19 protein-coding genes are annotated in these 21,679 nt (G+C 42.6%); 11 read left to right on the forward strand and 8 right to left on the reverse strand.

The genetic code is table 11. The features are described 5' to 3' along the window. Nucleotides 1-98 precede the first annotated feature (98 nt). A complete protein-coding gene (gene gldJ, locus OQ279_RS12070; RefSeq protein ID WP_266070187.1) occupies nt 99-1,781 on the reverse strand; it encodes a gliding motility lipoprotein GldJ in 1,683 nt (560 codons plus the stop codon). A 420-nt stretch (nt 1,782-2,201) separates the two neighbouring features. Between gldJ and porV the strand changes: the two genes are divergently transcribed. The 9 genes from porV (at nt 2,202) to OQ279_RS12115 (ending at nt 11,586) form a co-directional block, all read left to right on the forward strand. Beyond that, complete coding sequence (gene porV / locus OQ279_RS12075; protein ID WP_266070188.1) at nt 2,202-3,359, forward strand: type IX secretion system outer membrane channel protein PorV; 1,158 nt, start codon at nt 2,202-2,204, stop codon at nt 3,357-3,359. Between the two features lie 122 nt (nt 3,360-3,481). Continuing rightward, nucleotides 3,482-3,964, forward strand: coding sequence for a cytidine deaminase (cdd, locus tag OQ279_RS12080; RefSeq protein WP_266070189.1), 483 nt, complete (start codon nt 3,482-3,484; stop codon nt 3,962-3,964). 108 nt (nt 3,965-4,072) lie between these two features. Then, nucleotides 4,073-5,071: a pyruvate dehydrogenase (acetyl-transferring) E1 component subunit alpha gene (gene pdhA, locus OQ279_RS12085; protein ID WP_266070190.1), complete on the forward strand. Its 999-nt coding sequence runs from the start codon at nt 4,073-4,075 to the stop codon at nt 5,069-5,071. A 6-nt stretch (nt 5,072-5,077) separates the two neighbouring features. After that, nucleotides 5,078-6,730: a pyruvate dehydrogenase complex dihydrolipoamide acetyltransferase gene (locus OQ279_RS12090; RefSeq protein ID WP_266070192.1), complete on the forward strand. Its 1,653-nt coding sequence runs from the start codon at nt 5,078-5,080 to the stop codon at nt 6,728-6,730. A 63-nt stretch (nt 6,731-6,793) separates the two neighbouring features. Beyond that, nucleotides 6,794-7,786 (forward strand): M28 family peptidase, encoded by a 993-nt coding sequence (locus tag OQ279_RS12095; RefSeq protein WP_266070193.1) that lies wholly within the window; start codon nt 6,794-6,796, stop codon nt 7,784-7,786. Then, the gene (locus OQ279_RS12100; protein ID WP_266070194.1) at nt 7,783-8,463 is read left to right on the forward strand and encodes an SDR family NAD(P)-dependent oxidoreductase; all 681 of its coding nucleotides are present in this window, start codon (nt 7,783-7,785) and stop codon (nt 8,461-8,463) included. The genes OQ279_RS12095 and OQ279_RS12100 overlap by 4 nt, the downstream gene beginning before the upstream one ends. A 5-nt stretch (nt 8,464-8,468) precedes the next feature. Next, nucleotides 8,469-9,074 (forward strand): SprT-like domain-containing protein, encoded by a 606-nt coding sequence (locus OQ279_RS12105; protein WP_266070195.1) that lies wholly within the window; start codon nt 8,469-8,471, stop codon nt 9,072-9,074. A gap of 1 nt (nt 9,075) precedes the next feature. Continuing rightward, the gene (locus tag OQ279_RS12110) at nt 9,076-10,158 is read left to right on the forward strand and encodes a mannose-1-phosphate guanylyltransferase (RefSeq protein WP_266070196.1); all 1,083 of its coding nucleotides are present in this window, start codon (nt 9,076-9,078) and stop codon (nt 10,156-10,158) included. Nucleotides 10,159-10,161: 3 nt separating this feature from the next. Beyond that, nucleotides 10,162-11,586: a DUF389 domain-containing protein gene (locus tag OQ279_RS12115; protein ID WP_370866528.1), complete on the forward strand. Its 1,425-nt coding sequence runs from the start codon at nt 10,162-10,164 to the stop codon at nt 11,584-11,586. A 2-nt stretch (nt 11,587-11,588) separates the two neighbouring features. On the opposite strand, the gene OQ279_RS12120 is transcribed toward OQ279_RS12115, so the two are convergent. Both OQ279_RS12120 and OQ279_RS12125 read right to left on the reverse strand, forming a co-directional pair. Beyond that, nucleotides 11,589-12,353 (reverse strand): ABC transporter ATP-binding protein, encoded by a 765-nt coding sequence (locus OQ279_RS12120; RefSeq protein ID WP_266070197.1) that lies wholly within the window; start codon nt 12,351-12,353, stop codon nt 11,589-11,591. Continuing rightward, the gene (locus OQ279_RS12125; RefSeq protein ID WP_266070198.1) at nt 12,353-13,090 is read right to left on the reverse strand and encodes an MlaE family ABC transporter permease; all 738 of its coding nucleotides are present in this window, start codon (nt 13,088-13,090) and stop codon (nt 12,353-12,355) included. The genes OQ279_RS12120 and OQ279_RS12125 overlap by 1 nt, the downstream gene beginning before the upstream one ends. Nucleotides 13,091-13,201: 111 nt before the next feature. Between OQ279_RS12125 and pafA the strand changes: the two genes are divergently transcribed. Beyond that, on the forward strand, nt 13,202-14,866 hold the full coding sequence (gene pafA / locus OQ279_RS12130; RefSeq protein ID WP_266070199.1) for an alkaline phosphatase PafA: 1,665 nt from the start codon (nt 13,202-13,204) through the stop codon (nt 14,864-14,866). Here pafA and OQ279_RS12135 read toward each other — a convergent pair whose 3' ends face one another. The 4 genes from OQ279_RS12135 to gcvP form a co-directional block, all read right to left on the reverse strand. Beyond that, a complete protein-coding gene (locus OQ279_RS12135; RefSeq protein WP_266070200.1) occupies nt 14,867-15,715 on the reverse strand; it encodes a glycosyltransferase family 2 protein in 849 nt (282 codons plus the stop codon). A 135-nt stretch (nt 15,716-15,850) separates the two neighbouring features. Next, nucleotides 15,851-16,372: a class I SAM-dependent methyltransferase gene (locus tag OQ279_RS12140; RefSeq protein ID WP_266070201.1), complete on the reverse strand. Its 522-nt coding sequence runs from the start codon at nt 16,370-16,372 to the stop codon at nt 15,851-15,853. Then, complete coding sequence (locus tag OQ279_RS12145) at nt 16,373-17,431, reverse strand: 3-oxoacyl-ACP synthase III family protein (protein ID WP_266070202.1); 1,059 nt, start codon at nt 17,429-17,431, stop codon at nt 16,373-16,375. A 224-nt stretch (nt 17,432-17,655) separates the two neighbouring features. After that, nucleotides 17,656-20,505: an aminomethyl-transferring glycine dehydrogenase gene (gcvP, locus tag OQ279_RS12150; protein ID WP_266070203.1), complete on the reverse strand. Its 2,850-nt coding sequence runs from the start codon at nt 20,503-20,505 to the stop codon at nt 17,656-17,658. Nucleotides 20,506-20,620: 115 nt separating this feature from the next. Here gcvP and OQ279_RS12155 point away from each other — a divergent pair, with 115 nt between their 5' ends. After that, nucleotides 20,621-21,433 carry a UbiA prenyltransferase family protein gene (locus OQ279_RS12155; protein ID WP_266070204.1) on the forward strand — a complete coding sequence of 271 codons (813 nt, stop codon included), beginning with the start codon at nt 20,621-20,623 and terminating at the stop codon, nt 21,431-21,433. On the opposite strand, the gene OQ279_RS12160 is transcribed toward OQ279_RS12155, so the two are convergent. Further along, nucleotides 21,419-21,679: a hypothetical protein gene (locus OQ279_RS12160; RefSeq protein WP_266070205.1), complete on the reverse strand. Its 261-nt coding sequence runs from the start codon at nt 21,677-21,679 to the stop codon at nt 21,419-21,421. The genes OQ279_RS12155 and OQ279_RS12160 overlap by 15 nt on opposite strands.

Below are 21,679 nucleotides of genomic sequence, written 5' to 3' on the forward strand. Positions count from 1 at the left end.
TTCTGCTCATAGCCTAAAAATAAGCAGCTATAACTTTTTATACAAAAAAGAGGCTGCCTTTTCAGACAGCCTCTTTTCATTAATATTTTGACTGAAGATTAATCTCTTGCGGTCTTGTTTTTATTTAAAGATTTTGAGCCTACACGAGACATCGCATTTCTAAACCCGATATAATCGGTTGCCATATCTTGTGGGAAATATCTTCTTTGAGCAGGATCTAACCAGTAAGCACGGTCTCTCCATGAACCTCCTTTATAAACCCTCACGTTGTCGTCTACTAAAGTTGTACGTCCTGTAGACTGATCATATTGAAGGCTTTGACCTCCCAGGCTGTCTACGCTGGCTGTATGAACCGGAGAGTTGTACATGCGTTTATTGGGATCTGCCGTGGCTTCATCTCCAAAAGAGTCGTAGTACCTGCTGGAATTTCTGTCGCCATCTCTAAAGTTTCTCTGGTCACTTTCGTTGAAGTTGGTGCGCAGGTAAGTGTCTTCGGGTGTGATTGGAACAGTTTTAATTTCTCCCGGAAGGTTTCTTGCTACTATTCTTCCATTGCTTAGAGTGTCATATTCTATTTCATCAACGCCTAAAACTTTCACAGTTCCATCTTCGGTGATAGCGTGCTTTGTATACACGTTTCCGCGGTAGTAGTTAAAGTCGTTAAATTCGTCATCTACTATAGGGCGGTAAACGTCAGCAACCCACTCAGCCACGTTTCCGGCCATATCGTAAAGTCCGAAGTCATTTGGTTCGTAAGATTTTACTTCGGCAGTAATATCGGCACCATCATCGCTCCATCCGGCAATTCCGCCGTAATCCCCATCTCCCTGCTTGAAGTTGGCCATTTGGTCACCACGTTTTCTGGCATCACCACTTCGGGTGTACTGGCTATCCCATGGATATTTTTTTCTTCCGCGGTAAACATTGTAATTTCTAATTCCCACAAGGGAAAGAGCTGCGTATTCCCATTCGGCTTCGGTAGGAAGACGATATTCTGGTAGCAACACTCCGTGTTTACGCTGTACGTAAAGGTTTTTTGCATCTGTCCCGTCGTCGGCGTTTCCTTCCACCTCAAAACGGTCCGCATTTTTACCACCCCTCAATATTTCTTCATCACCTCCATATACTTGATTAGGTGCGTTTAGATAAGTTTCTGTGCTAAAGCCCTGTCCGGGTTCAGCAGCAAAACGTGCGCCTTCAGCAGTATAACCCTGCTTTTCAAGACGCAGTTCGTTCACCCTGTCAGTTCTCCACTTACTAAATTCAACTGCCTGTATCCAGCTCACTCCCACTACAGGATAGTTGGCGTATGCCGGGTGACGCAGGTAGTTATTGGTCATGGTTTCATTATAACCTAACCTGTTTCTCCATACAAGGGTATCGGGTAGGGCGCCATGATAAATATTTCTATATCTCTCTTCGCTTGGAGGGTATACCCTTTTAAGGTAATCGAGATATTCGAGGTACATTAGATTGGTCACTTCGGTCTCATCCATGTAAAAAGACTGAACGTGTTGTTGGGTGGGCGTGTTATTCCAGTCGTGCATCACATCATCCTGCACTCTTCCCATTGTAAAGGTTCCTCCTTCAACAAAGACGAGGCCTGGGCCTGCATCCTGCTCATCATAATCGGCATTGTAATTAAAACCACCCTCTTTGGAGTTGATGTCCCAACCCGTAGCCCGGGAGTTATCTTTGTAATCCCTTGAGTTGTTACAGCTAAAAAGTCCAGCACTCAAAGCGATGGCAAAAAGAGCTTTTACAGCAACTTTATTTCTCATATTCACATTATCTTTTATAGCAATTAAGGCTCTGCAATATAGTAATTAACGCAAAACTACCAAGATTATTTCAACTGAAACAGCATCCTGTAGTTTCCTGAAAATCTTTATGATAACGCACCTTTTAGGTAATTATTTTATGGGCTGTAAAAACAGCTAATCAAACTTTGAGATGCATTAAGACGCAAAAGTAGTGGTTTTTTGATAACTTTTTTCTTTTCTTTAAGCTTGAGTTGAATTAGTTACAATTTAAAACTCTGTATTTTCGCTTATAACAGGTGTGATGGAAGAATTTAGAGTTGCTGCACAAGCTTCTGTTAAATTAAACGTTATAAGTAATATTATGGTAAAAGCAGAAATTCGGTTCGAATAATACATTCTAAAGGTTTTCAGGTATATTTGTTAATTATTAATAGTCTTATGAAAAAAATTTCACTCTACACCTTTGCGGTGATTTTGCTCGTTGGTGGGAAATCTTTTGCTCAGGAAGAGCGTAACCGGGTGATCACCACGGCGGCTTCTACTTTAATGATAGCAGCCGATGCGCGTGCTGCAGGGTTGGGTGACCAGGGGGTGGCAACTTCTGCCGATGCCTACTCGCAACAGTGGAATCCGGCAAAATATGTTTTTGTGGAAAGTAAGCAAGGCCTGGGGGTGAATTATACTCCTTATTTGAGTGAGCTTGTAAATGATATCTTTCTTGGGAATGTTACCTATTATAACCGAATAAGTGATAGAAGCGCCTTTGGAGCAAGTTTAAAGTATTTTAGCATGGGGAACATTGAGGCCCGTGACTATCCTGATGAAGTTGCGAGGATTCTCAGTCCGAATGAATTTACGCTCGACCTTTCATATGCCCTTAAGTTAAGTGATCATTTTTCTATGGCTGTGGCGGGAAGATTCCTTCGCTCCGATCTTAAGATTGCAGAACTTGATCCCGATGCCAGTGCGGCAAATACCTTTGGTGTAGATGTCTCAGCTTTTTACCAAAGTGACCGCATCACATTTACCCAGTTTGACGGTCGCTGGAGAGCGGGTGTCAATATTGCGAACATAGGTCCTAAAATAAAATATGATGCTGGGGGGCAGGAAAACTTTATCCCCACAAATTTAAAACTTGGTGGTGGTTTTGATTTTATCCTTGATAATTCTAACCGGATAGGAACTTACCTCGAATTCAATAAGCTCCTGGTGCCTACCCCTAAAGATTTTGACAATGACGGCGACAGGGATGCCGAAGATATTCAGGAATACAACTCTATAGGTGCTATTGAAGGAATTTTTAAATCTTTTGGAGATGCGCCCGATGGTTTTAGTGAAGAACTTAAGGAGGTTACTTATGCAATAGGGGCCGAGTATGTATATGAGGAAGTGTTTTCCCTTAGAACAGGATATTTCCATGAAAGCCCGGAAAAAGGTTCACGGGAATTTATTTCTTTTGGTGCCGGTTTTAGACATAATATTGTAGATATTGATCTTTCTTACCTCTTTTCAACTTCCGAAGTAGTGAGTCCGTTAGAAGGGACCTTGAGATTTGGGTTGACCTTTAACTTTGGAGAACAATACGCTCAATATTAGTAGTAAGATTAAATTTCTGGTATTCTTTTGATTATTACCTAACTTTGTGCCTCAAAACGAGGAAATAACAAGCTCCCGGACTATTTTAGTTACGGGAGATTTTTTCTAGATAAAGAACAGGAATGAAAAAAATAACAATAAGTGCCGACCTTGTAGTCTACGAAAATAACGCTGAATTGCCCGATGATGTACAAAAACTGATGCAGGAGGCGATTGATGCAAGGGAGAAATCCTACTCTCCATATTCACAATTTAAAGTAGGAGCCGCGATTCTTCTTGAAAATGGGGAAGTGGTAACCGGAAGTAATCAGGAAAATGCCTCCTATCCGGCGGGTTTATGTGCCGAAAGAACTGCAATCTTTTATGCAGGCGCAAAATACCCAAACACCAGGATCTTAAAAATGGCTTTAACGGCGCGATCTGAGAAGCAGGAAGTCGCTGTTCCCACCCCGCCCTGCGGGTCGTGCAGGCAGGCTATTGCCGAGTATGAAGTAAAGCAGGATCAGCCTATCGAGATCTTCTTTATGGGAGAGAAAGGCAAGGTGGTAAAGGCGCAATCTGTGTCCGATCTTTTGCCGCTCATATTTGACAGTACATACCTATAACGTTTTCGCGCTTTTTCAATAGGAAACTGTTTTTAGTTCCTTTTGAAAATAGTATTTTTGTGTTTCGCTTGGCGCAAGCATCGCTTAGCCTAAAAAATAAGTAGTTAAATGAAGAAAATAACAAAAGCCACTTACATAAAGTGGTATGAGGACATGCTGTTTTGGCGGAAGTTTGAAGACAAACTGGCTCAAGTGTATATTCAGCAAAAGGTAAGAGGTTTCTTGCACCTTTACAACGGGCAGGAAGCAATACTTGCAGGTGCATTGCACGTAATGGATTTGTCAAAAGACAAAATGATCACTGCCTATAGAAACCACGTGCAGCCAATTGGGATGGGTGTGGATCCAAGAAGGGTGATGGCCGAGTTGTATGGAAAGAAAACCGGTACCTCTCACGGTATGGGTGGTTCCATGCATATTTTCTCAAAAGAGCACCGCTTTTATGGTGGGCATGGTATTGTTGGAGGTCAAATTCCTCTTGGTGCCGGTCTTGCCTTTGCAGATAAATATTTTAAAAGAGACGCAGTAACCTTAACCTTTCTTGGTGATGGTGCTGCAAGACAGGGTTCCCTTCATGAAACTTTCACCATGGCTGTGAAATGGAACCTGCCTGTGGTTTTCTGTGTAGAGAACAACGGGTATGCGATGGGTACCTCGGTGGCACGTACTTCAAAAAGTACAGAGATCTGGAAGCTGGGTCTTGGATATGACATGCCATGTGGGCCTGTTGATGCAATGAATCCAGAAAAGGTAGCCGAAGCTCTTGACGAAGCTATTAAAAGAGCACGTAAAGGTGAAGGTCCAACCTTCCTTGAATTGAAAACGTATCGCTATCGTGGTCACTCTATGAGTGATGCACAGCAATACCGTACCAAAGAGGAGGTAGCCGAGTACCAAAAAATTGATCCTATTACCCAGGTGAAGGATATCATCAAAGAGAACAAGTACGCTACAGATAAAGAAATCAAGGCTATAGACAAGAAAGTTAAAGACCTGGTTGCTGAATGTGAGAAGTTTGCTGAAGAATCTGATTTTCCAGATGTGCAGCAGTTGTATGATGTAGTCTACGAACAAAAGGATTATCCGTTTTTACCCCATAAACTATAAAGAATTATGGCTGAAGTAATTAAAATGCCGCGCCTTAGCGACACCATGGAAGAAGGTGTTGTTGCTAAGTGGCTAAAACAAAAAGGTGACAAAATTGAAGAAGGGGATATTCTTGCCGAAATCGAAACCGATAAGGCAACTATGGAATTTGAATCTTTCTACGAAGGTACCTTATTGCATATAGGAATTGAAGAAGGAGAAACTGCCCCTGTAGATACCCTACTGGCAATAGTAGGAGAAGAAGGAGAGGATATTTCCTCACTTTTGGATGGGAAAGCAGATGCTCCTAAAGAAGATTCAAAATCTGAAACTGAAGAAAAACCTGAAGCTTCATCTGATTCAGATTCTTCTGAAGATGATGCTGAAGGAGGTGAAATTCCTGAAGGTGTAGAAGTAGTGAGAATGCCACGCCTTAGTGACACTATGGAAGAGGGAACAGTTGCTTCCTGGATCAAGAAAGAAGGAGATGAGGTTGAGGAAGGAGATATCCTTGCCGAAATTGAAACCGATAAAGCAACTATGGAGTTTGAATCTTTCTATTCCGGTACTTTATTGTACGTAGGGATTCAGGAAGGAGAAACTGCACCTGTAGATGCTGTTCTGGCTATTATTGGCCCAAAAGGAACAGATGTTTCATCAATAGTTAAGTCGGGAGGGGCATCAAAACCTGCAGCTTCAAAAAGCACCGAAGAGAAAAAAGAAGAAAAGCCCGAAGCTTCTAAAGAGACTTCGCAAGAGGCTACAGCTTCAGATGGAAGTAGAATTTTCGCTTCGCCGCTTGCCAAAAAGATGGCCGATGATCTTGGTATCGATCTTTCTCAGGTAAAAGGTTCCGGAGAGAACAATCGTATTGTCAAAAAAGACATCGAGAATTATAAAACTTCAGGAAAAGCTGCCGAGGCAAAACCTGCTGCTGCGGCACAGCCTCTACAACAGGCACAGCCGTCTCAGGTACAGGCTTACACTCCGGCCGGGGAAGAAAGTTTTGAAGAGGTGAAGAATTCTCAAATGCGCAAAACTATTGCGAAGAGACTTGCCGAATCTAAATATAACGCACCGCACTACTACCTAACTATTGAAGTAGATATGGCTAGTGCTATGGCTAACCGCAAACAGATCAATGAGATCCCAGACGTGAAGGTTTCCTTTAACGACCTGGTGATCAAAGCATCGGCGATGGCTTTGAGAAAACACCCAAAAGTGAATTCTCAATGGACAGGAGATACTACTAAAATTGCGAAACACATCCATATGGGAGTTGCGGTAGCGGTTGAAGAAGGACTCGTTGTTCCGGTATTGAAATATGCAGATCAAATGTCGCTAACTCAAATTGGCGGACAGGTAAGAGAACTTGCAGGTAAAGCTCGTAACAAGAAGTTGCAGCCCCAGGAAATGGAAGGCAGTACTTTTACGGTTTCTAATCTTGGAATGTTCGGGATCACAGAATTTACCAGCATCATTAATCAGCCTAATTCCGCTATACTTTCAGTAGGAGCTATTGTTGAGAAGCCGGTAGTGAGAAATGGGCAAATTGTGGTAGGAAATACCATGAAGCTTACTCTTGCCTGCGATCACCGTACGGTAGATGGTGCAACCGGGGCTCAGTTCCTGGAAACACTTAAGACCTATATTGAAAATCCTGTGACCATGTTGGCCTAAGGAGATTTACAGACTAATAACGAAAAATCCCGCTTCTCGCGGGATTTTTTTATCTTTAGCCGCATGAGAAAATTCACCCTTACCGGTCTTGCAGCTGCAGGCTTTTTAGTTTTTACAGCCTGCGGGCAATCCAAACAAGTGGCTACTGAGACAGCCGCTGTTTCTTTTCAAAAAGAGAGTGTCAAAAATGCCATTTTAGAAGAGGATATTTCTTCAGCCTTAAAATATCTTTCTTCCGATGAACTTCAGGGAAGATCAACGGGTACAGATGGTATAGAGAAAGCTGCTCAATATATAGAGAACGTGTTCAAAGAGCAGGGCGTAAAACCCTTTTTTGACACCTATAGAGATACCTTTGAGGTAAAAGGTTTGACAGGATATAATCTTGTAGGCCTTGTTGAGGGAACAGACCCTCAGTTAAAAGATCAATACATAATTGTGGGCGCGCATTACGATCATGTGGGACATGCCAAGCCTTTTGAAGGCGATTCCCTGGCCAATGGTGCCAATGACAATGCTTCGGGAACTACAGCGGTTTTGGAGCTGGCTAAATTCTTTGCTGAAAATCCGCCGAAAAGGAGCATGCTTTTCAGCCTTTTTTCTGCGGAAGAATTGGGGTTGGTAGGAGCTGCCGAATTAGCAAAAGAATTCAGAGCTGAAGGAATTGACCTCTACACCATGTTCAATATTGAAATGATTGGGGTGCCAATGAAGGGTAGAGATTACCTGGCGTACCTCACCGGATATGAAAATTCCAATTTAGCCGAAAAATTCAATGAATATTCTGAAGCCCAGGTGCTGGGATTTCTGCCTGAAGCCAAGCAGTACAGTCTTTTCCAAAGAAGTGACAATTATCCCTTTTTTAAGGAATTCAATGTGCCGGCACAAACCATCTCAACTTTCGACTTTACAAATTTTCCCTATTACCATCATGTAAAAGATGAATTTGAAGAAATGGATGTAGCTCATATGGAAAACCTCATTGAAACCATAATTCCGGGAATTGCCGGTATGGCAAATAGCACCCAAAAAGAAATAAAACTTAAGGAGCAATGAAAAAGATTGTGATCACCGGTACCAGCCGGGGGATAGGTTTAGAACTTGTAAAGATCCTGGCCCAGGCCGGGCATAAAGTACTTGCATTATCCCGAAATCAGGATGCTGTTAAGAAACTGGATCTTGAAAATGTGCATTTCTTTGAATTTGATATTACCAGTGAAGAAGACCTTCAGAAAGCTTCAGATTTTGTGAAGGAGCAATGGGGCGGCGTAGACATCCTGATAAATAATGCAGGTGCCATTATAAATAAACCTTTTGAAGAAATAACCTCCGAAGAGTTTGAAAGCGTGTACAAGGTGAATGTTTTTGGGGTTGCCGCTCTTACCAGAAAATTGTTGCCTTTAATAAGTAAAGAAGGGCATGTAGTTACCGTGAGCAGTATGGGCGGAGTGCAGGGTAGTATGAAATTTCCGGGTCTTTCGGCATATAGCTCGAGTAAAGGTGCAGTAATAACACTCACAGAACTCCTTGCTGAAGAATATAAAGAAAGCGGCCCCGCATTTAACGTACTTGCTTTGGGTGCGGTACAAACGGAAATGCTCCAGGAGGCTTTTCCAGGTTATAAGACACCTCTGCAACCCGCTGAGATGGCCCGGTACATCGCCGATTTCTCTCTTACCGGGAATAAATTTTACAACGGTAAGTTGTTACAGGTTTCCAGTAGTACACCATAACAGGAATGAAGCATATACTTGAGAAATATATCCCTACCCATGCTGTTGAACCAGTTTTTGGCTTAATTAAGGCCAATAATATTCACCTTAAAATTGTGAACGAAAGAAAAACCCGACATGGCGATTACCGCAGTTTGCCGGGAGGGGTTCATCAAATTACGGTGAATGCAAGTCTCAACGAGTATCGATTTCTTATTACGCTGGTTCATGAAATAGCACACCTGGTGGCTTTTGAACATTTTGGAAGGCAAATTAAACCTCATGGGGAGGAGTGGAAAAGGTGTTTCCAGAAGCTTATGCTTCCATTTATAAGACCCGAGATATTCCCGGTGCAGTTACTGCCTTTAATTGCCAGGCACTTTAAAAATCCGAAGGCGAGCAGTGATACAGACGCTCATCTTTCGGTTGCCCTAAAACAGTTTGATGCCGAGAATGACAAAAACTATATTTTTGAAATTCCGCAGGGAGGGGTTTTTAGAATATACAATGGCAGGATATTTAAAAAAGGCGAACGGCGTGTAAAAAGATATGAATGTGTAGAAGTGAAAACAGGCAGAATTTACCTGTTCCAGCCCAACGCAGAAGTGGAATTATTAAAAACAGCCAATTGATATGAAGGAGAATAATTTTGCAGTTTTAATGGCTGGCGGGGTAGGCTCCAGGTTTTGGCCAGTGAGCACTGCAGCAAAACCGAAACAGTTCAGGGATTTAATGGGTAAGGGGGAAACCCTTATTCAAACCACTTTTAAGCGCCTCACGCACTTAGTGCCTGCAAAGAATATATATGTACTCACCAATGAAGGTTATGAACACCTGGTGAAGGAGCAGTTGCCCGAGCTTGGCGAGGAACAAATTTTACTGGAACCGGTAATGCGTAATACCGCCCCGGCTGTGTTACTTGCGGCTCTAAAGATTAGAAAAAAAAACCGTGATGCGGTGATGGTCATGGCTCCCAGTGATCATTGGATAGAAGATGAACAGGCTTTCCTAGATGATATCACTATCGCTTTTGAAGCGGCACGGGAACAGGACAAGATCCTTACTTTAGGGATAAAACCGACTTTTCCCAATACCGGTTATGGGTATATCAAATTCAATCCGTCGGCTCCGGGGAGAGTGAAGCCGGTGGAGTTATTTACTGAAAAGCCTTCTTATGACGTCGCTAAAGATTTTCTAAAGAGTGGGAATTTCTTGTGGAATGCAGGCATCTTCGTCTGGAATGTAGATTATATAATCAGGTCATTTCAGAAAAACCTGGAACAAACTTTTGAGATCTTTTCAAAAGGGGAAGCTATATATAATACTTCCGAAGAAAAGAGTTTTATCAGGGAGAATTATCTGGCAGCAGAAAATATTTCGATTGATTATGCCATTTTAGAGAAGGAACAGGGTACTATTGATGTGATCCCGGCTTCTTTTGACTGGAATGACCTGGGCACCTGGGGTTCTCTTTATGAAGAGACAGGAAAGGATGAAGATGGTAACGTGGCGCTAAACGCCCGTCTTTTTGCTGAAAATGCCACGGGAAACCTGGTATCTTCAGACAAAAATAAAGTGGTGGTCATTGAAGGATTGAAAGACTGTGTTATAGTAGACGAAAATGAGATTTTGCTCATTGTGCCGCGGGCAAAAGAGCAGGATATTAAAGGAATCAGAGAGCGGGTGAAAGAAAAATTCGGTCAAAATTTGGGCTAGAGAATGGAAGATACATCAGGAAGTGGTACAGCAATGCCGGCAGGGCATGTGAACAAGGGCAAAACTGCTCTTCGGGAGATCAAGGAGTTTTTAAGGGAGCTTCTCGATATTCATGATGACACCGACAGGGAAACAACCCTGGAAACGGTGAAACGGGACATTTCCTTTAAAGGTCACAATGCCTGGATTCTCATATTCTCCATTTTTGTGGCTTCTATTGGCCTTAATGTGAGTAGTACTGCTGTGGTAATTGGTGCCATGCTTATTTCTCCTTTAATGGGGCCAATTGTAGGGATTGGTTTTTCTGTAGCTATAAATGATATTGATACTTTAAAACGAAGCCTCGTCAATTTAGGGGTGATGGTGTTCTTGAGTGTACTCACAGCTTATTTGTATTTTTTGATCTCTCCAATTAAAGAAGAAACACCTGAACTTGTAGCCAGGACTTATCCTACAATACTCGATGTTCTAATTGCCATTTTTGGAGGTTCGGCGCTTATTATAGCCAAAACAAAAAAAGGGGCGATTGCCAGTGTTATTATGGGTGTGGCTATAGCCACGGCACTTATGCCGCCACTCTGTACGGTGGGATATGGGTTGGCGATAGCTAATTGGGAATATGCAGGGGGAGCTCTTTACCTGTTTACCATCAATTCCATTTTTATAGCCCTGTCCACTTTCCTAATGGCGAAACTACTGCGTTTCCCACTGGTTAAGTACGTGAACAGCAAGCGTAGAAGAAACACCGCGCGTTTGGCTTCTTTGGTGGCAATCCTGGTAATGATACCCAGTATCATTTTATTTGTGAATCTACTGCGGGAACAGGTTTTTGTAAGTAAGACAAAAGAATTTGTTCACGAGGTGGTGAATTATCCCGGGGCCGAAGTTGTTAAATTTGAACAGGATTACAAGACCAAGATCATTGAGATCTACCTGATTGGCCGGCCGGTGCCACAAGAGCAAATTGAACAGTGGGTACAGGCTATTACGCAGGTTCCCAACCTGGAGGATGTGGTGCTCGAAATACATCAGGGGTCTGACCAAAGTTCTGAACTGGCTAGCCGACTTTCTACCGAAGTGAGGGCAGGAATCCTTGAAGATCTTTATGTGAAAAATCAGCAACTGGTGGAGAATAAAGATGCCCGAATTCAGTTGCTCGAACAGGAGCTGGTAAAATATAGAAGTACCGGCATTCCTTTTGAAAGCGTTTCAAGAGAAGCCAAGATCAACTATTCCGAAATTCAGGAGATGAGCTATGCCAATAGTCTTGTCACGAACTTCTCGAAAATTGATACTATTCCTACCTTCAATGTAAAGTGGTCATCCAAATTGAATGCTGCAGCACGTAGATCTCAAATGAATAAGCTCGAAAAATGGTTACAGGTTCGCCTTTCGCTGGATACTCTTGTTGTAAGAACTGTAAATTAGCCTTAGAGGCCCTGTTGTTGGGCGTCCCGCACTTTCTTAAATAAATCTGAGGAGTAGACGAAATCTGTTACTGTTTTGTCGTCAGTTTTGAAAATCTGGCTTTTGTCCCCTTTCCATGCCAGTACCCCGTCTTTCAAAAAGGCGATATTTTCACCAATTTCCAGTACCGAGTTCATGTCGTGGGTAATCACTACCGTGGTGATATCATATTCCACAGTGAGTTCGTGAATAAGATTATCTATCACCGTGGCAGTGCGTGGATCAAGCCCTGAGTTGGGTTCATCACAAAATAAGTATTTTGGACGATTCACAATAGCCCGCGCAATAGCTACCCTTTTTTGCATCCCTCCACTTATTTCTGCCGGGTATTTGTTTCCCGAATCGGAAAGGTTCACTCTTTCAAGCACCTCATCAACCCGGTCTTTAAGCTCTCTTTTTTTCTTTTTGGTAAACATTCTCAAAGGGAACATGACATTTTCCTGAACGGTCATGGAGTCAAACAAGGCTCCTCCCTGGAAGAGCATACCCATTTCCTGCCTCAGTTCCCTTTTTTGCTCATCGGTAAATGACGAATAGGCTTTTCCATCATACTCAATAGTACCTTCATCTGGAGTGAAGAGCCCAAGCATACTTTTCATCAAAACACTTTTACCTGAACCCGATTGCCCTATGATCAGGTTTGTCTTACCGGTTTCAAATACGAAATCAATACCCTTAAGGATATGCTCGTCATCAAAACTTTTCTTTAAACCTTTTACTTCGATCATTAGCTAAGTAGTAATTGAGTTACTATGTAATTCGTAATAATAATAACAACACTGGTCCATACAAAAGAGGTGGTACTTGCCTGTCCCACTTCCAAAGAACCTCCTTTCATGTAATAGCCATGGTAAGAAGGTACTGTGGCCAGTATAAAAGCAAAAAGGAAGGTTTTGAAAAACGCGTAAAATAGATGGTATGGATCAAATTCTTCCTGTAATCCCTGTAAAAAAACATCAGCTGGTACAAATCCTCCCATCACTGCTGCCGTGTAAGCTCCCATAATTCCCAGGAACATCGAAATAGCAATGAGAAATGGGTACGTGAGCATAGCAATAATCTTTGGGAAGACCAGGTAGTTGAGGGAATTGATCCCCATTACCTCGAGTGCATCTATTTGCTCGGTAACCCGCATTGAACCTATACTGGAAGTGATGAAAGATCCCACTTTTCCTGCCATAATGATAGAAATGAAAGTAGGGGCAAATTCCAGGATGATAGACTGTCTTGCTGCAAAAGCAATTAAACTTTTAGGGATTAACGGGTTGTTCAGGTTGAGTGCCGTTTGTAAAGCAACAACTGCACCTATAAAAAAGGATAGGAATGAAACAATTCCAAGAGACCCTATGATAACCACGTCTATTTCCTTAAAGATCAGTTCTTTTAAAACCGAGCGTTTGGTCATTCTTCCAAACACACCCTTCAACATTAAAAAATATTCCCCAATAGACTGCAGGTATCTCATTGTAAGCTTTTGTTCTGGCTAAAATACTAATTTTTGAAAGAATGTATTTAAGCTTAACTTAATCTTTATACTCCTTAAACTTTGTATTTTTACAACACTAAAATTTATATAATGAGATATTTTATTCAGATTGTCCTGTTGTCCTTCTGTTTCTCGACAGTTAGTGCACAGGAAGCCCCTCAACGATCTTTTGATCCTGAAAAAGACCTTCATGCCACCCCAAAGCTCGTAGTGGGAGTGGTGGTAGACCAAATGCGATATGACTATATCACCAGGTTCTGGAACCACTTTGGTGATGATGGTTTTAAAAGGCTTGTTTCTGAAGGTTTTAACCTAAGGAACAACCATTTCAATTATATTCCTACATATACAGCGCCGGGACATGCTTCGGTTTATACTGGTACATCTCCTCAAACCCACGGAATTATTGGGAATAACTGGTATGATAAGTTTGATAAAGAATATGTGTATTGTGTAGAAGATCCCACAATAGATCCCGTGGGAACTGAAAACAAAGCCGGTAAAGTTTCACCCCACCGATTGATCACTACCACGGTGGCCGATGAAAACAGGCTGCATACACAAATGAGAGGGAAAACCATAGGTATAGCCTTAAAAGACAGAGGTGCCGTTCTTCCGGCAGGCCATACAGCCAATGCAGCGTACTGGTTTCATGGTCAGGATGAAGGCAGGTGGATCACCAGCTCTTTCTATACTAAGCAGTTACCTCAATGGGTGCAGAAATTTAATGCTTCAGGAAAAGCAGACAGCTATTTAAAGCCCTGGACTACTTTGGCTGACATTAATACTTACGTTGAAAGCGGTATTGATATCAACGATTTTGAAGGCGGCTTTAAAGGAAAAGCAGATACCGGATTTCCTTACGACCTAAAGTCTCTAAAAGAGCAAAATGGAGGTTATGATATTTTAAAAGCTACTCCTTACGGAAACAGCCTTACTGCCGACTTTGCTATTGCAGCTCTTGATGGGGAACAATTGGGGCAGGATGCCGACACCGATTTCTTAACGGTAAGCTTCTCTTCAACAGATTATGTGGGGCATAACTTCGGCGTGAATTCAAAAGAGGTGCAGGATACTTACGTTAGGCTTGATCGTGATCTTGGAAAACTGCTGAAGGCGCTCGATCAAAAAGTAGGAGAGGGGAACTACACTTTGTTCCTTACTTCCGATCATGGGGGAGTTCAAGTACCTGCTTACCTGGAAACCGTCGGGATTCCATCAGGCTATTTTGAGTGGGACAAGCTTAAAAAAGAGCTCAATAATTTCCTCAGCAGTAAATTTCAGAAAGATAACCTTGTAGAGAACATTTCGAATAATCAAATCTTCTTCAACTACGATGAGGTCTTGAAAATGGACATTTCTTCTGAAAAACTTCAGCAGGAGATCATGCATTTTCTGCTTCAGTATGAAAATATCAGCATGGTGTTCACCAGAAGTCAGTTACAATCAGCCAGGTTTTCAGAAAAAATTGCATCGGCTGTTGATAACGGATTCAATCAAAAAAGGAGTGGTGATGTGGCGATAATTCTTGAACCTTCGGTGATTTCTTATTCCCGTACCGGCTCAACCCATGGTTCGGGTAATAACTATGATACCCATGCGCCGCTTATTTTCTTCGGAAAAGGTATCAAAGCGGGCAACAGTCTCGAAAGAACCGAAATAGTAGATATTGCACCAACAATTTCGGCGCTATTGGGGATCCCGTTTCCTAATGGGGCTACAGGGCGGCCGTTATATATGGTCTTTGCCAGGTAGCTAGAAGATTTTTGACAGCATTTTTTTATACCGGAGCCTTCTTATGAAGGCTCCTTCTTTTTTATCTACCAAAAATGGCATTTTTGAAGCCTTAGCCCTTCTATAGCCTTCCAGGTAATCTAATGCAAGTGCGGCATTTCCTTTTTTAAGCGCGAGCTTCACCGAAGCAATCGAAGTAATAACCCAGCCGTAGCGCAGCTTGTAAAAAGCTTCTCCCTGTTTCCATTTTGCGGCTTTGTTATAGGTGAATCCGGTGGGGCGAAGGTGTTTAACAGCCAGAGAGGCATCGGTTTTGATCTTCCAGCCGTGAAACTGTGCCAGTAATTCATCCACGGTATCCCAACCCATAGAAGGTTTAAGTCCGCCAATGTCTTTAAAACAGGCTTTTCGGTAAGCCTTTAAAGCTCCCCGAATATGGTCTTTTCCGGTTAAATTTTCCAGCTGCCATTTTCCGTCTTTTTCAAGGTGGCAAAACCCTCCTGCCATTCCCACTTTTGGATCTTCCTTAAAATGCCTGCTAATGGTTTCGAGGTAGTCTTCTGGAAAGATCAAATCGGCATCAAATTTACAGATGACGTCGTAGTTTTGATCCAGCTGGTTTAATCCGTGGTTAAAGGCGTTTACCACCTTGCTTCCTGGCAAATGTGCTTCGGAAGAAGTGGTGCTCACAAGGGAAATGAAAGGGAATTTATCAGCATAATCTTTCACTACCTGTGCTGTAGCGTCCGAAGATTGGTCGTCAACCACTACCAGCTTTTTGGGCTGCAGGGTTTGTTCAGAAAGCGACTTCAGGGTTTGCCCTATAAATGCTGCCTCATTATGTGCAGGGATGACGATGTAGAATTTCACTGGTTCAAAACTTTCAGTAAAAGTACAATTTCTGAGCCTCTGTTTCCGAAGCAGGAGAGATTAGAGTATAACTGTAATTACGCTGTATATTGCTTCAATAGAAAAAGAGGTGTCAAAAATGGCATTTTTGACGGGTTATTTTTTCTCGGCATACACTCCGTAGTAGCGGGGCGTGAACTGTCTAAGCAGCGGCCTTACTCCAATCTTCTTTACAGGGTTTGTCCATTTGTGCCGTTCCTTTATTTCCCAGCCGGCTTTCTCCAGCAGCCAGTCAAACTGCCAGTCTTCGAACTCATGGTAATGCCGGTCCCATTTATCGGTTTTACTGCGATAGGCGGGAGAGAACCACAGGCTTAACGGGATGGTAGTAACCAGTTTTTTAGCGCGTATGTCCCTAAGTACATTAAACGGGGCCACAAGATGCTCAAAGATCTCAAAGGCAGTGACAATTTCTGCATTAGAGTTTTTCACACTTGTGGTGTCCAAATCCAGGTCTTCTCCTGTAGTATTGGTGACCTGGTAGCCCTGTGCTTGCATTAGCTCACTAAACGGATTTCTCACGCCCAGGTCCAGAATACTGGCGGGAGCAGGAGCAACATGGGTCAAGAATTCAAGGGTTTCTTTATATCGCTTGTTCGGGAAACTCTTTTCGTACATCTAGAACTGGTACACAATGGCATTAATATTCATCCCGGCACCCACGCTGGCTAAAATGATCACATCTCCTTTTTCGAGGGTCTGGCCGTCCATCTTTTTCTTCAGGATAAGGTCGAGCAGGGTAGGTACGGTAGCAACACTACTGTTGCCAAGTTTATCAATACTCATTGGCATTATACCCTCTGGCACCTGTTGCCCGTAAAGCCTGTAAAAACGTTTTACAATGGCTTCATCCATTTTCTCATTGGCCTGGTGAATGAGGATCTTCTTAATATCTTCTATCTTTTTGCCACTTTTCTCAAGGCAGCTCTTCATGGCATTAGGAACATGGCTCAATGCAAATTCGTAGATCTTACGGCCGTGCATTTTAATGTATCGGCGGTCATCTGTAGCCTTAGCATTATTTGATTTTCCGAAGAAAATGAAATTAGCTTCTTCAAACGAGTAAGTGGCACTTTCATGGGCCAGGATCCCTCCTTCTTCTTCGCTGGCTTCAATCACGGTAGCTCCTGCTCCATCTGAGTAGATCATGGAGTCCCGGTCGTGCTTGTCTATTACCCGCGACAGAGTTTCCGAACCAATAACAAGGCATTTTTTTGCCATGCCGCTTTGTATGAAAGCTTTTGCCTGGATTACTGCTTCAACCCATCCCGGACAGCCAAAAAGTATATCATAAGCAACGCATTTTGGATTCTTAATGCGCAGTTTATGTTTTACCCTGGTGGCAAGACTGGGAACGGTGTCGCTCTGTAAGTCATTGTGAAGTACATCGCCATAGTTATGGGCAACGATTAGGTAATCGAGTTCTTCAGGATCAATCCCGGCATCTTCTATTGCACTGTTGGCAGCGAGATAAGCAATGTCAGAATTGTTAAGCTCATTATGCGCGTACCGCCTTTCGGCAATACCGGTTATAGCTTTAAATTTTTCAATGATAACTGCATTGGGTTGGGAAAAGGTGGAACCATCCTCATATAAAAATTCATGTTTTTGAAAGTCTGAATTTTTTTCAACTCTGCCTGGGATGTAACTTCCCACCCCTGTGATTTTTATGCTCATTCTGTGTCAGTTATAAAGTTGACAAGTCTCAAAATTAATAAATGTTATGCCGCTTTCCCTATATTTTTTACATTAAAATACACTTTTGCGGCATCTGTAAAGGATTTGGTAAAAACTTCTACTATGATTAAAAATAGCGAAATTTTCTGCTTTTTTGTTAACGAATTGTTAATGAAAGCAAAGCTAAAAAAACCGGAGGTGATGTGCCTCCGGTGTTTCTCTTTTTAATCTTCCATATATTCTTCTATGGGCGCACAGGTGCAAATGAGATTCCTGTCTCCAAAGGCTTCATCAACTCTTCGAATGGAGGGCCAGAATTTGTTTTCGGCCAGGTAATCTATAGGAAAAGCTGCTTTTTGCCTTGTGTATGGGAAATTCCACTCGTCGGTAGTCAACATTGCCAGCGTGTGAGGGGAATTCTTCAGTACATTGTTAGGTTCATCTTCTGTAGCTTCGTCAATTTCTTTACGTATAGAGATAAGTGCGTCACAAAACCTGTCAAGTTCAGCTTTACTTTCACTTTCGGTAGGTTCTATCATCAAAGTTCCGGCAACAGGGAATGACACTGTTGGGGCGTGGAAGCCGTAATCAATAAGCCTTTTTGCAATATCGGTCACTTCAATTCCTTTGGCTTTAAATGGGCGGCAATCCACGATCATTTCGTGGGCAGCCCTTCCGCGTTCACCACTGTAAAGGGTTTTGTAGTGTTCTTCTATACGAGATTTGATGTAGTTGGCGTTTAAAATGGCAAATTGCGTCACCTTTTTAAGGCCTTCTGCACCCAGCATTTTGATATAGCCATAAGAGATAAGGCAAACCAGCGCAGATCCCCATGGAGCTGATGAAATTGCGGTAATAGCATCATCACCACCTGTCTTTACTACCGGATTCCCTGGTAAGAACGGCACAAGTTGTTTTGCAACACATATGGGGCCAACACCCGGGCCGCCACCGCCATGCGGAATAGCAAAGGTTTTGTGAAGGTTGAGGTGGCAAACATCGGCGCCAATTGCTCCTGGACTGGTTAGGCCTACCTGTGCATTCATATTTGCACCATCCATATAAACCTGCCCGCCATACTGGTGGATAATATCGATAACCTCCATAATGGCCGACTCAAATACTCCGTGAGTTGAAGGATAAGTCACCATGAGTGCCGCCAGGTTATCTTTGTGTTTAAGGGCTTTTTCCTTAAGATCTTCTATGTCAATATTGCCCGATTCGGTAGACTTGGTAACTACCACTTTCATTCCGGCCATAACTGCTGAAGCAGGATTGGTACCGTGAGCTGATGATGGAATAAGACAAATATTCCTGTGAGATTCCCCGCGTGATTTGTGGTACTTACGAATCACCATGAGTCCGGCATATTCTCCCTGTGCGCCCGAGTTTGGCTGTAGGGAAGTGCCGGCAAATCCTGTAATTTCTGTGAGTTGTTCTTCCAGTTTTTTCAGAACAATTTGATAACCTTCTGCCTGCTCTACAGGAACAAAAGGATGCAGATTTCCCCACTGCGGATAGCTTATTGGGAGCATTTCGGCAGCGGCATTGAGCTTCATGGTGCATGAACCCAGCGAGATCATGGAGTGATTAAGGGAAAGATCCTTACGCTCTAATTTTTTGATGTATCGCATCAACTCTGTTTCTGAATGATAAGAGTTGAAAACTTCATTTTTAAGAAATTCCGTTTTGCGTTCTACTGAAGCAGGAATGTAATTGTTTTCTGAAAGCTCAGTAGCTTTAATGGCTTCTTTACCGGCGGCTTCAGCAAAAATTTCAAGAATGGTATTTACATCATCAAGGTTTGTAGATTCATTCAGGGAAATTGCCACTACGTCTGAAGACGGGTAGTAGAAATTCACCTCATTTCGTTCTGCAATCTCCTTTACTTTCGCTGCTTCAGCTTTAATAAGTACAGTATCGAAAAATGTAGAATTCAGCTGGGAAAAACCTAATTTCTCAACATTTTCAGCAACAGTTGCGGCCAGGCTGTGAACCCTATTGGCAATGAATTTTAATCCGCGTGGGCCGTGGTAAACAGCGTACATACCTGCCATTACAGCTAAAAGTACCTGTGCGGTACAAATATTTGAGGTCGCTCTGTCTCTTTTAATATGTTGCTCCCGGGTTTGAAGTGCCATACGAAGGGCAAAGTTGCCATCGGTATCTTTGGTCACTCCAATAATTCGGCCGGGAATGCTTCTTTTGTATTCTTCTTTAGTGGCAAAATAGGCAGCATGAGGCCCGCCGTAACCTAACGGAATTCCGAAGCGCTGGGTAGTTCCCACTACCACGTCTACTCCAAATTCTCCAGGAGCACGTAGCTTCACAAGACTTAAAATGTCGGCAGCTACTGCGGTTTTTATATTGTGTTCTTTGGCTTTGGCAACAAATTGAGAATAATCGTACACCTGGCCCATTCTTCCGGGATACTGGAGAAAAGCTCCAAAAAACTCTTCGGAAAAATCGAATTCTTCATGATCTCCAATAACCAGTTCAATACCCAGCGGAATTGCACGGGTTTTAAGAAGATCTATAGTTTGCGGAAGTACAAGTTCTGAAACAAAGAACTTATTGATATTATTTTTCTTTTGATCTCTTTCACGCACTTCATATAGCAAAGACATAGCTTCGGCGGCGGCAGTACCTTCATCAAGCAAAGAAGCATTAGCCAGTTCCATTCCGGTAAGATCGGCTATTACAGTCTGGAAGTTCAAAAGTGCTTCCAGCCTTCCCTGGGCAATCTCGGCCTGGTAAGGCGTGTAGGCGGTATACCAACCCGGATTCTCCAGAATGTTACGCTGAATTACAGGTGGGGTGATTGATTGGTGATAGCCAAGCCCAATATATGTCCTGAAAACCTTATTTTTGGCAGCCAGCGAGATGCTGTGGGCAATATATTCATGTTCGCTCATGGCCGGGGCAAGCTCAAGATCCTTTTTTAGGCGAATATCATCGGGCAGGGTTTCGTAGATTAGTTGATCTATTGAGTCAACTCCAATAGTCTCCAACATGTCCTTTAGATCATGTTCCCGTGGGCCTATATGACGTGTAGCAAAAGAAAAAGTATTCATCAAGTAAAAGTTGTGTTTTGAAGGGCGAAAATAAGCATTTTCAACCTAATTTTTAGTGATTTAAAACAGCAAGATTGGTAAAGTTTTTAAGCTCTGGCCTGTTGCCTTTACAGTTGTGAAAAAAATATTTGATTTCTATATTAATAGCAGTATTCACGTGGCTTTAGCGGTGGTTTCGCTTTGCCTTGTAACTGTGCTGCATTTTGGAGGGCAAATTGACCCTGGCCTGCTGGTTTTTATCTTTTTTGCAGTGGTAACAGGATACAATTTTGTGAAGTATGCCGCAGTAGCCGGCCTGCATCACCGAACACTCACCCGCGGACTCAAAAACATTCAGATATTTTCTCTTTTTTGCTTTACCGGGTTGCTCATTTCTTCTTTTTTTATTGATTTCAAAATCCTGCTGCTAAGTGCCTTTTTTGGATCCCTAACTGCGCTTTATGCCCTGCCTGTCTTCAGCAAAAGAAGAAATTTGAGAAGCATCTCGGGCATTAAGATATTCATTATTGGTATTGTGTGGGCCGGGGTGACCGTAGTGCTTCCCGGAATAGGTGTCAAAAATGCCATTTTTGGAGACCTGTTTCTCGAAATGTTTCAGCGGTTTTTGTTGGTGCTGGTCTGGATCCTGCCGTTCGAGATAAGGGACTTAAAGTACGACCTGGAGCAGTTGGGAACCCTTCCGCAGCGAATAGGGGTTACCAGGACTAAAATCGTGGGCCTGCTGCTACTGGGGGTGGTAATTGTGACAGAACTTTTAAAAACTTCAGGGTCACAGGCCTCTTTTAATGCTTTGGTTGTAATGTGTCTTCTAACTGCCTTTTTTGTAATGGCCAGTAAAGAACACCGAAGCCGCTACTTTACCGCTTTTTGGGTGGAAGCAATTCCCATCTTATGGCTGGTGATTCTTTTAATGTTAAAAGTCTTTTGAAGTTCCGTTTTTGATCTTATTTCTGAAAACTTCCTTTTCCTGTGAAGAGCAGGTTTTAATATCAGCTTTTTTCAGAAGAGCACTTAGTTTCTGGTTATTGTGGAAGTAATCATTACAGGTTCGGCAAAAGTAGAGGTGGAGCTTCAGTCTTAACTTTTCAATAAAACCGGCCTCTTTATATTCGGCCTTTGTGCAAACTTTTTCTGCTTCGGCGCAGCTAAGTTTCATAAAATGTAATCTCTTCAT

Origin of the sequence: Salinimicrobium profundisediminis, assembly GCF_026241755.1 — a bacterium.
GTDB lineage: Bacteria > Bacteroidota > Bacteroidia > Flavobacteriales > Flavobacteriaceae > Salinimicrobium > Salinimicrobium profundisediminis.

Coding starts and splice junctions, on each gene's coding strand:
- OQ279_RS12100 (WP_266070194.1), top strand. CDS start 7,783: ATGAAAAAGATTGTGATCACCGGTACCAGCCGGGGGATAGGTTTAGAA.
- pafA (WP_266070199.1), top strand. CDS start 13,202: ATGAGATATTTTATTCAGATTGTCCTGTTGTCCTTCTGTTTCTCGACA.
- OQ279_RS12145 (WP_266070202.1), bottom strand. CDS start 17,431: ATGAGCATAAAAATCACAGGGGTGGGAAGTTACATCCCAGGCAGAGTT.
- OQ279_RS12160 (WP_266070205.1), bottom strand. CDS start 21,679: ATGAAGAGATTACATTTTATGAAACTTAGCTGCGCCGAAGCAGAAAAA.
- OQ279_RS12125 (WP_266070198.1), bottom strand. CDS start 13,090: ATGAGATACCTGCAGTCTATTGGGGAATATTTTTTAATGTTGAAGGGT.
- OQ279_RS12120 (WP_266070197.1), bottom strand. CDS start 12,353: ATGATCGAAGTAAAAGGTTTAAAGAAAAGTTTTGATGACGAGCATATC.
- pdhA (WP_266070190.1), top strand. CDS start 4,073: ATGAAGAAAATAACAAAAGCCACTTACATAAAGTGGTATGAGGACATG.
- OQ279_RS12105 (WP_266070195.1), top strand. CDS start 8,469: ATGAAGCATATACTTGAGAAATATATCCCTACCCATGCTGTTGAACCA.
- OQ279_RS12115 (WP_370866528.1), top strand. CDS start 10,162: ATGGAAGATACATCAGGAAGTGGTACAGCAATGCCGGCAGGGCATGTG.
- OQ279_RS12110 (WP_266070196.1), top strand. CDS start 9,076: ATGAAGGAGAATAATTTTGCAGTTTTAATGGCTGGCGGGGTAGGCTCC.
- OQ279_RS12140 (WP_266070201.1), bottom strand. CDS start 16,372: ATGTACGAAAAGAGTTTCCCGAACAAGCGATATAAAGAAACCCTTGAA.
- OQ279_RS12095 (WP_266070193.1), top strand. CDS start 6,794: ATGAGAAAATTCACCCTTACCGGTCTTGCAGCTGCAGGCTTTTTAGTT.
- gldJ (WP_266070187.1), bottom strand. CDS start 1,781: ATGAGAAATAAAGTTGCTGTAAAAGCTCTTTTTGCCATCGCTTTGAGT.
- porV (WP_266070188.1), top strand. CDS start 2,202: ATGAAAAAAATTTCACTCTACACCTTTGCGGTGATTTTGCTCGTTGGT.
- OQ279_RS12090 (WP_266070192.1), top strand. CDS start 5,078: ATGGCTGAAGTAATTAAAATGCCGCGCCTTAGCGACACCATGGAAGAA.
- cdd (WP_266070189.1), top strand. CDS start 3,482: ATGAAAAAAATAACAATAAGTGCCGACCTTGTAGTCTACGAAAATAAC.
- gcvP (WP_266070203.1), bottom strand. CDS start 20,505: ATGAATACTTTTTCTTTTGCTACACGTCATATAGGCCCACGGGAACAT.